This is a genomic window from Streptomyces sp. (genome assembly GCF_031181555.1).
GTDB classification, from domain to species: domain Bacteria; phylum Actinomycetota; class Actinomycetes; order Streptomycetales; family Streptomycetaceae; genus Streptomyces; species Streptomyces fimbriatus.
Genome location: NZ_JAPSKQ010000001.1, coordinates 1 through 11,616, shown reverse-complemented (window position 1 = coordinate 11,616; position 11,616 = coordinate 1). Strand labels below are relative to the sequence as shown.

The window sequence follows — 11,616 nt, the reverse complement described above, 5'->3', positions numbered from 1 at the left end:
CGGTGTTCCCCGGCGTGACGGCGTGAGGGGTTCCCCGGTCCTCGGCCGGGGAACCCCTCACGGCTGTCGCGGCGTCAGATGCCGCAGGTCGGCGCGGACCAGTACTGGCTGCTGCGGTGGTCGACGTGGGTGTGGTCGTTGTGACCCGGGTAGCCCGGGCCGAGGATGCCGCGGAAGCCGTGGTAGCGGGCCTGCTTGGCCAGGGTGCACAGGGAGTGCGGTCCGGCGCCGAGGTCGGCCCCGTCGCCGTACAGATGACGGCTGCTGCTCGCGCCGCCCACGGCCTCGTTGCAGGCGTAGGAGCGGAAACCGCTGGTGACGGTGATCGGCCGGTCGCCGAGCGCGTGCCGCAGGGCCTCCAGCTTCCACATCGTCCGCAGCGCGTTGGCCTTGGCCGTCGAGGCGCTGACCGCGCCGCCCGACCAGGTGGAGTTGCAGCGGTTCAGCTCGCTGTAGGAGAAGTGGATCGGCGTGCAGTCGTCGTCCTGGAGGGCGTACAGCTTGTTGTAGGTGTTCGCGCCCGCCACGCCGTCCGCGGCCAGGCCGTACGCCGACTGGAAGCGCTTGAGGGCGGCCGCGGTGGCCGGCCCGAACTGGCCGTCGACGGCCAGCACGGAACCGTAGCCCGGGTAGCCCCCGAGCCTGATCTGGAGCTGGGTGACGTCGGCGCCCGAGGCGCCCTGGGACAGGGTGCGGGTCCAGGTGTAGCAGCCGTCGGCGTGCGCGGTCCCCGCGGTGGCGACCGTTCCCACGACCGCACTAGCCGTGAGCATGACAATAGAGAGGATGAGCCGTACAGCGCGTCTGAGCATTGCGAACTCCGGTCCTGAGACGTGTGGTCGAGCTGAGCGACGAGCCATGTGACGCGCGTCAACCATGGAACACGAGGCCGACCGGACGCAAGGTCCCCGCGCGGCCCGACGGGCGCACACGGTGCGTGCGTGAGCCCTGGACGCGCCCCCGCGGCCGTACGGACAATGCAGTGCCCCTGATCATCCCGCGAAGTGCCGTGCCCAGCCGCTGATGCCAAGGAAAGCAGGTCGACCGCCGTGCTGTTGCGTCTGCCCACCTCTCTGTCCGAAGCACAGCAGTATCTGGCCGAGGGAGCGGTACCCGTCGGCGGAGCCACACTCGTGTGGGCCCTCTGGCAACGGGACGGCTTTCCCGAGCAGGCGATGTCCCTGCGCCGCCTTCCGGAGGCCAACGTGATCGGACGCGAGGCGCTGGGCGCGGCCGTCCTGCTGCACCAGGTGGACGGCCGCCTGCCGGAGGTGCTGCGCCGCGCGGCCTCCACCGTGGGCACCGGTGCCGTGCGGCGTACGGCCACGGTCGGCGGCAACATCGTGGGCAGCACGCTGCGCTGCCTGCTCCCCGCGGCCCTGGTGCTGCACGCGCGGGCGACCGTGCTGGACCGGGACGGAAGCTACGAGACCGATCTGGCCGAAGTGGTGTCGAAGCGTCACCTGCTGCTCGGCCTGCGCTGGAACGCCCCCGTGACCAGCGGCTACCACAAGGCGGCCGCAGAGCCGGGCGGACCGCCGCCGCTCGTCGTCGCCACCGCCGTCCACGCCGGGAGCGACGGGCGGCACCGCCTCACTGTCGCCGTCCGCGACGGCTACGAGGTGATCAGCGGGACCGCGCCCCGCCACACCGATCCCGAGCAGGTGTTCCGTGCCCTGGACCGCACGGACCTCGGCGCGCTCCCGCCGACGGCCCGGGACGCGGTGCGCCGGGAGGTGACCGGCGTTCTGGCCCGGCCCACCGGCCCCTGACGGTGCCGTACGGGGGTCAGCGCACGAGCAGGCCCAGGAGGGTGCTCAGCCCGCCGGCGCAGACGAGGACGGCGCAGGCGCAGGCGACATGACGTCTGAGCAGGGCACGCCGGAGTTCGGCGTACCGGGCCTCGTACTCCTGCCGCAGCTGCGCGGCACGTTCGGCCGTGCCGCGCAGCATGCGGCGGGTGAAGTCGAGGCGCCGGTGCATGTAGCGGCGCGTGAGGTCCTCGGCCTGGGCCGACGTCAGCCACGGCAGCCCGGCGCACAGTTCCTCGGCCTCGCGCCGCGCCTCGTCGAGGTGCGCCCGCGCCATGAGGTGACCCTCCACCTCCGCGACCAGCGCCGAGACCTGACCGGCCTTCGGGCGAGGGTCCCGGCGCTTGATCACGACCTGTCGCTCTCGTGCCCGGCGGCATCGATCACGTCGCGCTTGCCGGCGTTCTCCTTCTCGTCCAGCTGGGCCACGGCGGGATGGTGCAGGTCGAAGGCGGGGGACTCGGAACGGACCCGGGGCAGCGTGACGAAGTTGTGGCGCGGCGGCGGGCAGGAGGTGGCCCACTCCAGGGAACGCCCGTAGCCCCACGGGTCGTCGACCTCGACCTTCTCGCCCTTCTGCGCGGTCACCCACACGTTGTACAGGAAGGGCAGCGTGGACAGGCCGAGCAGGAACGCGCCGATGGAGGAGAGGGTGTTGAGCGCGGTGAACCCGTCGGCGGCCAGGTAGTCGACGTAGCGCCGCGGCATGCCCTCGGAGCCCAGCCAGTGCTGCACCAGGAAGGTCATGTGGAAGCCGATGAACAGGGTCCAGAAGTGGACCTTCTCCAGGCGTTCGTTGAGCATGGTGCCGGTCATCTTCGGCCACCAGAAGCTGAAGCCGCCGAACATGGCGAAGACGATGGTGCCGAAGAGCACGTAGTGGAAGTGCGCGACCACGAAGTAGCTGTCGGTGACGTGCCAGTCCATGGGCGGCGAGGCGAGGATCACTCCGGTCAGGCCGCCGAACAGGAAGGTGACCAGGAAGCCGAGCGCCCACAGCATCGGGGGCTCGAAGGACAGCGAGCCCTTCCACATCGTGCCGGTCCAGTTGAAGAACTTCACGCCCGTCGGCACGGCGATCAGGAAGCTCATGAAGGAGAAGAACGGCAGCAGCGCGGCCTGGGTGGCGAACATGTGGTGGGCCCATACGGTCGCGGACAGGCCGGTGATGGCGATGGTGGCGCCGACCAGGCCCATGTAGCCGAAGATGGGCTTGCGGGAGAAGACCGGGATGATCTCACTGATCACCCCGAAGAACGGCAGCGCCAGGATGTAGACCTCGGGATGCCCGAAGAACCAGAACAGGTGCTGCCACAGGATGGGCCCCCCGTTCTCGGCGCTGAAGATCCGGGCACCGAAGCGGCGGTCGGCCTCCAGCGCGAACAGCGCGGCGGCCAGCACGGGGAAGGCGAGCAGAACGAGCACCGAGGTGAGCATGACGTTCCAGGTGAAGATGGGCATCCGGAACATGGTCATGCCGGGGGCGCGCATGCAGATGATGGTGGTGATGAAGTTGACCGCGCCCAGGATGGTGCCGAAGCCGGAGAGCGCCAGCCCCATGATCCACAGGTCGGAGCCGAGCTGGGGGGAGCGGGTGTGGTCGCTCAGCGGCGGGTAGGCCGTCCAGCCGAAGTCGGCCGCCCCCTCGGGGGTGAGGAAACTGGAGATGACGATCAGACCGCCGAAGGCGAACAACCAGTACGACAACATGTTCAGCCGGGGGAAGGCGACGTCCGGGGAGCCGATCTGCAGCGGCATGATCGCGTTGGCGAAACCAGCGAACGTCGGGGTGGCGAACAGCAGCAGCATGATCGTGCCGTGCATGGTGAACGCCTGGTTGTACTGCTCGTTGGAGAGGATCTGCAGACCCGGGCGGGCCAGCTCCGCCCGGATCGCCATCGCCAGCACCCCGCCGATCAGGAAGAAGGCGAACGACGTGATCAGATAGAGATGCCCGATCTTCTTGTGATCCGTCGTCGTCAGCCAGGAAACGATCACCTGCCCCCGGGTGTGACGTTCGGCCGCCGGAACGGGGGCCACCGGCTCGGTGTGTGTCGCCATCGGTTTCCTCAATGTGCAGCAGTCGGTACACAGCCCGTACGGACGGGGAGTCAAAGCCAGTGCGGCGCGCCGCCGTTTCCTGTCTCGGACGGCGCGTGATCAGCTCAAGGGAAACTAGTCCCGCCGATGCCGCGCGACCGCTGTGTGCGGGCCGTCGTTGGGCCGAGCGGAGGAATGATCCATTCGTTCGGGTGAATGCCCGCAGAATCGGCTGTTCCGGACCACTGCGGGCCGTGCCGTGCAGTGACCGGGGCGGTGCGGGGTACTCCGGGGGAAACCGGTACGGGCGGGTGGTGCGGCGGGGGGCCTCCGTCCCCGACGGACGGAACGGCCATGGCACGGAATCAGGACGGCCCCACGGACGACGCGGTCGCGATCACGTTCATCGGCAACGCCACGCTCCTGCTGAGGTATCGGGGGCTCACCCTGCTCACCGACCCCAACTTCCTGCACCGCGGGGAGTACGCCTACCTCGGATACGGACTGCTGAGCCGGCGCCTGACCGAGCCGGCGGTCGGCGTCGGCGACCTTCCCCGCCTCGACGCGGTGGTGCTGTCGCACCTTCACGGCGACCACTGGGACCGCCGGACGAGCCGGGACCTGGATCACGGGGTGCCGGTCCTCACCACGCCGCACGCGGCCCGCCGCCTGAGAGTCCTGCACGGCTTTCGCCGTACGGCGGGGCTGCGCACCTGGCACGGACTCGCCGTGGAGCGCGGTGGCCACCGGGTCACCGTCACGGCGCTGCCGGGCCGGCACGCCGGTCACCGGCTGCTGCGCGGTCTGCTGCCCCCGGTGATGGGGAGCATGCTGGAGTTCGGCCCCGTGGGGGGACCGGCCCGGCTTCGGCTGTACGTATCCGGTGACACGCTGGTGTACGACGGCATCGAGGAGATCGCGCGGCGCTTCCCGGCCGCCGATCTGGCCGTACTCCACCTGGGCGGCACGAGGCTCCCGGGCGGCTTCGTCGTGACCATGGACGGTGCGCAGGGAGCGGAACTCGCCCGGCGTCTCGACCCGCGGCTGATCCTGCCCGTTCACTACCACGACTACACGGTGATGCGCTCTCCGCTGTCCGCGTTCCTCGCCGAGGCCGGCCGGATCGGCCTCGGCGACCGGATCGTCCACTGCGGTCACGGACAGAGCGTCCGCCTGACCGCCGGACGGGGCGCGGCGCCGGTGGTCTTCTGACCCGACGCGGGCACCGCGCGGTCGGCCGGCCGAAAGGCCGGTCAGTCGACATAGGACTCGAGCGTGCCACGGCGGCGGACGTCGAGCGTCGCGCAGTGGAACGAGCCGCCGAACGCCGCGTAGTGCAGCAGGTCGCACGGGATCGGCTCAAATCCCCACCGCTCGAGCGCGCGCAGCATGCCGGTGTGGTGCCGCTCCGCGATCACCCGTTTCTCGTCGACCATGAGGACGTTCATGCTGAGCCACTTGCCGCACATGGAGGTGATCCTGAGCAGGCGGTCGTCGATCGGGTCCGGCTCGGGGGCGACCAGGATGTCCCAGGAGCTCAGCACGTCGGGCAGGCGGTCGACATCGACGTACTCGGGGTTGACCAGTGCCTTGCCGGGCGCGAGCAGGACGAACGTCGTGTCGATGTGCATCGGCGTGCGGCACCGGCTCTCGATCTCGTGGATGCGGTAGCCGGACCCGAGATGGCGGCGCAGCCATTCGATCCCCATGGCATTGGTGACGTTGCTCCGCGTGACGAACAGATCGCGTCCGGCGCGCATGAAATCCGCCGCGTCGAACACCGGCTCGAATTCGGTGAGGATGTAGCGCATGGGCTCATCCGCCGCCGGCACGCTGAAATCCGCCTCGAACAGGTCGTCGGTGAGCTGCGGCTTCGGTGCCGCCGTCCAGCGCGCGCCGCGGCGGAAGTAATCCTTCAGAATCGCGCGGTAGGAATGCGTCTCGAAATACCGGCACGGCCACGCCATCGGCGTCTCGATGATCTCGTCGCCGACGACGAGCATGCTGTCACGCGGACAGCTGTTGCAGAACCCGCGCGACGACCAGTCCGGAGTGCCGAAACGCTGCCGGTGATCGACCGCGTCGGGGCGTCTGACCGTGATGCCGAGGGACTGCAGGAGAGCGATGAACTGATCGAGTTCCCGCTGCGCCCGCTCGACCAGAACGCGCGGATACCTCAGGCCGGCGGCGCGCCCCTGCACGCGCGCCGCCCACCGGGGGATGTTGCAGGTCACGACGGGATGGTTCGACGGGATCGTCGCGCCCTCCAGGCGCCCGACGATGATTTCCTCCAGCGGGTCCCACTCGTTGTGCGAATTGACCGGAGAGGTGCTGGATTCCGTGGAGGGGACAGTCGCGGCCGCCGTCGTGACACCGGGCCTCTGTACAACCGCCATACCGAACCGCTTTCGATCACGGAAGTGAGTAACTCAGTATAGTCAAACCATTACTCATATGAACGGTTGGCTGCCGAGCGTCCCGCCTATCACCCGGGAGGGCGAACGTTCCGGTCGTGCGGCGGGCGGCCGCCGGTTCCGGGCCACCGGCCCGGGTCAGTCGACGGGCCATGTGTGGACCGGGGCGTTGAGGTGCATGTAGTCGATGTACTGCTGCGTCATCCGCCGCAGGGCCTCGTGGCGGCCGCAGTGGGCGGTGGCGTCGATGTGATGGAACATCTCCTTCTGCCACACGGCTCCGTTGCGGCCGGTGACGCACCGCTGCTCGATGATGCCGAGCAGCGGCTCCCGCCAGGCCTCGTCCATGCCGGAGCGCTCCAGTCCGCGATGTGCCAGCGGCAGGAGCCGCCGCAGGACCAGTTCGGCCGCCGGCACCTCGCCCATGCCGGGCCAGTACAGCCGGGCGTCGATACCGTGCCGCGCCGCCGTGTGCAGATTGTCCTCGGCCGCCGAGAAGGACATCCGTGACCACACGGGACGGTCCTCCTCCACCAGGGCGCGGGTGAGCCCGTAGTAGAAGGCACCGTTCGCGAGCGTGTCGGCGACGGTCGGGCCGGCCGGCAGCACCCGGTTCTCCACCCGCACGTGGGGCTTGTCGTGGGCGATGGCGTAGACCGGCCGGTTCCAGCGGTAGATCGTGCCGTTGTGCAGGGTGAGTTCGGCCAGTTCCGGAATGTCGCCCCGGTTCAGTGTCTCCGCGGGGTCCTGTTCGTCGCACAGGGGCAGCAGGGCAGGGAAGTAGCGCAGGTTCTCCTCGAAGAGGTCGAAGACACTGGTGATCCAGCGCTCCCCGAACCACACCCGGGGCCGCACCCCCTGCACCTTGATCTCCTGCGAGCGGGTGTCGGTGGCCTGTTCGAACAGTGGGATCCGGGTCTCGTGCCACAGTTCCTTGCCGAACAGGAAGGGCGCGTTGGCCGCGAGCGCGACCTGGACCCCGGCGATCGCCTGCGCCGCGTTCCAGTAGTCGGCGAACTCCTCCGGGGACACCTGGAGGTGGAACTGCGTGCTGGTGCACGCGGCCTCAGGAGTGATCGTGTCCGCGTAGGTCCGCAACCGGTCGGCGCCGGCGATCTCGATGTGCAGGTCCTCGCCGCGCGCCGCGAAGACCTGGTCGTTGAGCAGCCGGTAGCGCGGGTTCTCCGACAGCGCGGCCTCGCCGACGTCCTCCTGCCGCAGGGTGGCCAGGATGCCCGTCATGATCAGATGCGCGCCGACCGACCGGGCGCGCCGGTCCGCGTGGTTCAGCGCGTCGCGGATCTCGGACTCCCAGGCGTCGGGGCCGCCCGCCGTCAGACGGCGCGGCGGAATGTTGATCTCGAGGTTGAACCGGCCCAGCTCCGTGGACCAGGCCGGGTCCGCGATCGCCTCGAGCACATCGGTGTTGCGCATGGCGGGCTCGGCCCGGTCGTCGACCAGGTTCAGTTCGATCTCGAGCCCCACCTGGGGCCGCGCGGAGTCGAACCGCGACTCGCGCAGCATCTGCGCGAACGCCTCGAGGCACTCCTGCATCTTGATCCGGTAGCGGCGGCGGTCCTCGCGGGTGAAGGTGAGCGCCGGGACGTCCCGTCCCATCGGTCTCCCTCCTGGGTTCAGGTCCTCGGACACCTGTCCACCCCAGCGTCGCACCACCGGGCGAACCCGACCATGCGGGACGGTGCCGCGGGTGAGGCGCCGCGCTCGGACCCCTCACCCGGGCCGGCCCCGTCCCGACGCCTTCGCCGGCCGGTGCCTCCGGGGGCGCTCAGTCCGCCGGGCCTTCGGCGAGGAAGGCGCTCAGGCCGTCGAGGAGCATGGTGCTGCCCTGCTCGGCCATGTCGCGTTCCTCCGCCGTGTCGCACGTCTGCCGGAGCACGATCCGCGTCCGCCGGCCGTCCTCCCCGTCGAGCTCCACGGTCATCGTGACGGGCGCGGGCTTTCCGGGCACGTCCATGCCGAGCACCAGCAGGCGGTTCTCGGTGACCTCGAGGTAGGAGCCGGTCAGCGGGACCCGGCCGCCGTCGGGCGTGATCATCGTGGACTTCCAGGTGCCGCCCGGCCGTACGTCCATCTCGACGGAGCCGGGGGCGGCGTTGGCCCACCGGGCGTACTGCTCGGGGGTGGTCCAGGCCTGCCACGCCTTGCCCGCGGGGGCGTCCAGCGTCCTGGTCAGCGTGTAGGAGAAGCCGTCGCTCGTGGTGCTCTGCTCGGTGCTCATGCCGTCATTCCCTTGTCTCGTGTCCGGTCGGGGTCCGTCCCACCTGTAGACGTGCGGGAGCCCGCGAAGTCATCGGTCGCCGGCCGGCTCGCCCACGATCCGTGCCGCCCGCCGCCAGGCCGCGGTGACCGCCTGGTGCGCCACCGCCGTGCCGCTCGACGTCCCGGCCGGCAGGTACAGGGGGCTGCCGATGTGGACGTGGAAGCGGGGGCGGCGCAGCGGGGCGGTGAGCACACCGGTCAGCTGCTTGGCGGCCGGTCCCGAGGCCAGTCGCCGGGCCCCCACCTGGCCCACGGGGACGACCGGGGCCCGGGTGGCGGCCGACAGCCGCGCCAGACCGGTGCGGAAGGGCAGGGGAGCGGCACTCGCCGCGTCCCCGCGCCGTGGAAGCCCTCCTTCGGCGTAGATCAGCACATGGCGTCCCGACCGCACCGCCTCCGCCGCGGCATCGAGCGACTCCGCCGCGCGGGCCGACCCCCGGTGGACGGGGACGTGTCCTTCCGCCGCCAGGACGCGCCCGAGCACGGGCATGCGCCAGAGCCCCGCCGTCGCCAGGACGACCGGCGCCACCCCCACCCTGTGCAGAGCGGCCAGCACGAGCGCGGGATCGGCCGCCGAATCGTGGTTGGCGACGAAGACACTGCCCGCGGCGAAGGGCCCGTCCGCCTCGCGGGTGACGGTGAGCCGCCCGAACAACGGCAGCAGGGCAGCGGCGGCACGGCTGAGCACGAGACGTCCTTCCGACACACGGGAACTCGCCCGTCAGTCTCGTGCGCGGTCCGCCCCGCCGCCTGAGTACGCGTACTCGGGAGGGAGGGCCGGCCTACTCGGCTTCGGGTCCCGAAAGAAGATCTTTCTTCCGGGGCCCGTTCGGGGCAATCACCTCCCGATGCCCCGGGTACTCGTGACGTCCTCGCGCGGGTTCGCCGCGCCGTTCCGGACGGGAGGCTCCCATGGCCGACGTCAGCCCGATCGATCTGCAGAAAGCGCTCAAAGGCGCCGACTACCCCGCCAGTCGTGACGATCTCGTCTCACTGGCCAGGAGCAACGGCGCGGACGACAGTCTCGTCGAGAAACTGACGCAATCCGGGACCCAGCAGTTCGACGGCCCCGACGATGTGCAGAAGGCGGTCTTCGGCAACGAGTAGTGCCCCACGCCGGGGCCGCCGACGCCGCACGTCCGGGAGGGCACGCGAGACGGTCCCGGCCCGTCGGGCGTCCGTCCTGCCGTTTCGACTTCGCACCGAGGAATCGAGGAGCGGTACCGCAATGACCGAGTACGAACGTTCACGCACGATGCCCGCCGCACCGGAGCACGTCTTCGACCAGGCGGCCAGCGTCGGCCAGATGGGCAGCTGGCTGCCGGAGGACCTGCACGTGCACGCCGAGGACCTGCCCGCCGTCACCGTGCACGAGGACCGCTCCGACGAGGACACGGCCGCGCTGCTGCGCGCCCGGCGGGACCAGATGCGGCTCGAATGGGGGACCCGCGACCAGGGCAGCTACACCGGCTGGCTCCAGGTCGCCGGCATCGGCAGCGGGGCCAGCGAGGTCACGGTGCACCTGTCCTTCTTCGACGACAGCCACGACCCGGGCGAGCAGGCCGTGCGCGACGCCCTGGACAGCAGTCTCGAGCGCCTGGAGGAACAGGTGCGGCTGCGCGTCGACAACGCGGCCGGCTGACCGGATCCAGGTGCGACGAGATGCCTCGCGCGAAGCAGTACGCGGTGGCCGCCTCCGGGCAGTGGATCGACGAGGAGGAGGGCCGGCGCAGGCTGCCCGCCGGCGAGGTCCACGCCTGGGAGCCGGGCCTGAACCAGACCGTGTGCGGGCTGTCCCTCAGCCGCTCGCAGCTGATCCGCTTCCCGCACGTCCCCTGGCCGGACACCTTCCCGGAGTCCGGAGGCGCGGCGGACCGGGTCCGGCGCCAGTGCCCGCGCTGCGCGTCCGTCGCCGGACGCCGCGGCGGTGACGCGCGCCCGCGGTGGCACCGCACCAACCCGCGGCCGTGAACACCGGTTGAGGCGGCGCGGGTCCGGCGCGTGGAAACCGCCGGCGTCGCACCGGCCCCCTGCGGTCGCTCGGCCCGCTCGCCGGGCCCGCGCAGCGGTCCTCGCCTTCCACCGGCCCGCGGACACCGCCGCCCGCCCCGCGCCGACGGCCGGCGAACGCCCGCCGACGGGGCCCACCCGGTGGTCGAGCACCTGCGGGCCACCGAGGACGAGGTGCCCGGCATCGTCGACACCGCGGTGCGCCGGCCGTTCGACCCCGGCGGCGACCCCGCCTCCACCGAACTGCTGGAGCGGATCCGCGAGACCGACCTGGCCGCCTTCTCCCACGCGGACGTGCCGTTCGAGCCGGTCGTCGAGCGGATCAACCCGACCCGGTCGCTCGCCCGCAACCCGCTGCTCCAGGTGATGGTCGGCCACCACGCCCGCACGGGCGGCGCTCCGCAACCGCCCGGCCTGCGGGCGGAGTTCCTCCCCTTCCGGACCGACTCGGCCAAGTTCGCCCTGGTGTTCGGCTTCACCGGGTACCGGCGGACGGACGGCGACGCGGGAGCACCCCGCTGTCGCCTGGAGTGCGCCACCGAGCTGTTCGACCACGAGACCACCGAGCGGATCGGCGAACGGCTGCGCAGGCCCGTCGCCGCCCTGGCCGCCGCGCCCGAACGGCCCGTGTCGCAGGCCGGGATCCTCTCCGCCGACGAACGGCGGCTGGTCCTGGAGCGCTTCAACGCCACCGCGCGGGACGCCGAGGGGGCGTCCCTGCCCGCCCTGTTCGCCCGGCGGCTGGCCCAGCGGCCGGACGCGGTCGCCGTCGTCGAGCCCGCGCCGCTGAGGCCCCGCACGTGCCGTGCCTCCGGCCCTTCGCGCAACTCCCGGCCGCTACGGGTATGTTCTTGTGATCATTCCGGGGACGGCACGGTGGACTTCGAGGGGGCGTATGGACACGGCAACGGTGAGCGCGCGGCTGGACGGGGCGCGCTCTGTCGATGCCAGAACACGCGACCGCATCTGTGAGGAGATTGCCGCGGCGCTGCTGGCGGCAGGGACCGTGCCGACCTTCGAGGTGCGCTCGGCGGACCTGCGCGCGGATCCCTACTTCAGGT

The 11,616-nt window shown here is 71.2% G+C and carries 13 protein-coding genes; 6 read left to right on the top strand and 7 right to left on the bottom strand.

Going from position 1 to position 11,616, the window contains the following annotated elements; genetic code table 11:
- Positions 1–74: 74 nt before the first annotated feature.
- Entirely contained in the window at positions 75–812 is a 738-nt protein-coding gene (locus tag RIM90_RS00065) for a D-Ala-D-Ala carboxypeptidase family metallohydrolase (protein ID WP_309058381.1), read from the bottom strand.
- A 237-nt stretch (positions 813–1,049) separates the two neighbouring features.
- Between RIM90_RS00065 and RIM90_RS00060 the strand changes: the two genes are divergently transcribed.
- Entirely contained in the window at positions 1,050–1,772 is a 723-nt protein-coding gene (locus tag RIM90_RS00060; RefSeq protein WP_309058380.1) for an FAD binding domain-containing protein, read from the top strand.
- A gap of 16 nt (positions 1,773–1,788) precedes the next feature.
- Here RIM90_RS00060 and RIM90_RS00055 read toward each other — a convergent pair whose 3' ends face one another.
- A complete protein-coding gene (locus RIM90_RS00055; protein ID WP_309058379.1) occupies positions 1,789–2,163 on the bottom strand; it encodes a hypothetical protein in 375 nt (124 codons plus the stop codon).
- Entirely contained in the window at positions 2,160–3,872 is a 1,713-nt protein-coding gene (ctaD, locus tag RIM90_RS00050) for a cytochrome c oxidase subunit I (protein WP_309058378.1), read from the bottom strand. The genes RIM90_RS00055 and ctaD overlap by 4 nt, the downstream gene beginning before the upstream one ends.
- 333 nt (positions 3,873–4,205) lie before the next feature.
- Here ctaD and RIM90_RS00045 point away from each other — a divergent pair, with 333 nt between their 5' ends.
- The gene (locus RIM90_RS00045; RefSeq protein WP_309058377.1) at positions 4,206–5,063 is read left to right on the top strand and encodes an MBL fold metallo-hydrolase; all 858 of its coding nucleotides are present in this window, start codon (positions 4,206–4,208) and stop codon (positions 5,061–5,063) included.
- Positions 5,064–5,104: 41 nt separating this feature from the next.
- On the opposite strand, the gene RIM90_RS00040 is transcribed toward RIM90_RS00045, so the two are convergent.
- The 4 genes from RIM90_RS00040 to RIM90_RS00025 all read right to left on the bottom strand — a co-directional run bounded on the left by RIM90_RS00040 (position 5,105) and on the right by RIM90_RS00025 (position 9,233).
- A complete protein-coding gene (locus RIM90_RS00040) occupies positions 5,105–6,247 on the bottom strand; it encodes an amidinotransferase (protein WP_309058376.1) in 1,143 nt (380 codons plus the stop codon).
- Between the two features lie 156 nt (positions 6,248–6,403).
- Positions 6,404–7,882, bottom strand: coding sequence for a glutamate--cysteine ligase (locus RIM90_RS00035; protein WP_309058375.1), 1,479 nt, complete (start codon positions 7,880–7,882; stop codon positions 6,404–6,406).
- A 169-nt stretch (positions 7,883–8,051) separates the two neighbouring features.
- Entirely contained in the window at positions 8,052–8,504 is a 453-nt protein-coding gene (locus RIM90_RS00030) for an SRPBCC domain-containing protein (RefSeq protein ID WP_309058374.1), read from the bottom strand.
- Positions 8,505–8,573: 69 nt separating this feature from the next.
- Entirely contained in the window at positions 8,574–9,233 is a 660-nt protein-coding gene (locus RIM90_RS00025) for a lysophospholipid acyltransferase family protein (protein WP_309058373.1), read from the bottom strand.
- A 224-nt stretch (positions 9,234–9,457) separates the two neighbouring features.
- On the opposite strand from RIM90_RS00025, the gene RIM90_RS00020 reads away from it, so the two are divergent.
- The 4 genes from RIM90_RS00020 to RIM90_RS00005 all read left to right on the top strand — a co-directional run bounded on the left by RIM90_RS00020 (position 9,458) and on the right by RIM90_RS00005 (position 11,527).
- On the top strand, positions 9,458–9,652 hold the full coding sequence (locus RIM90_RS00020) for a DUF2795 domain-containing protein (RefSeq protein WP_309058372.1): 195 nt from the start codon (positions 9,458–9,460) through the stop codon (positions 9,650–9,652).
- A 121-nt stretch (positions 9,653–9,773) separates the two neighbouring features.
- A complete protein-coding gene (locus RIM90_RS00015; protein WP_309058371.1) occupies positions 9,774–10,187 on the top strand; it encodes an SRPBCC family protein in 414 nt (137 codons plus the stop codon).
- A 20-nt stretch (positions 10,188–10,207) separates the two neighbouring features.
- Positions 10,208–10,516, top strand: a complete 309-nt coding sequence (locus RIM90_RS00010; protein ID WP_309058370.1) for a hypothetical protein — start codon at positions 10,208–10,210, stop codon at positions 10,514–10,516.
- A 180-nt stretch (positions 10,517–10,696) separates the two neighbouring features.
- Positions 10,697–11,527, top strand: a complete 831-nt coding sequence (locus RIM90_RS00005; protein ID WP_309058369.1) for a condensation domain-containing protein — start codon at positions 10,697–10,699, stop codon at positions 11,525–11,527.
- Positions 11,528–11,616: the final 89 nt, after the last annotated feature.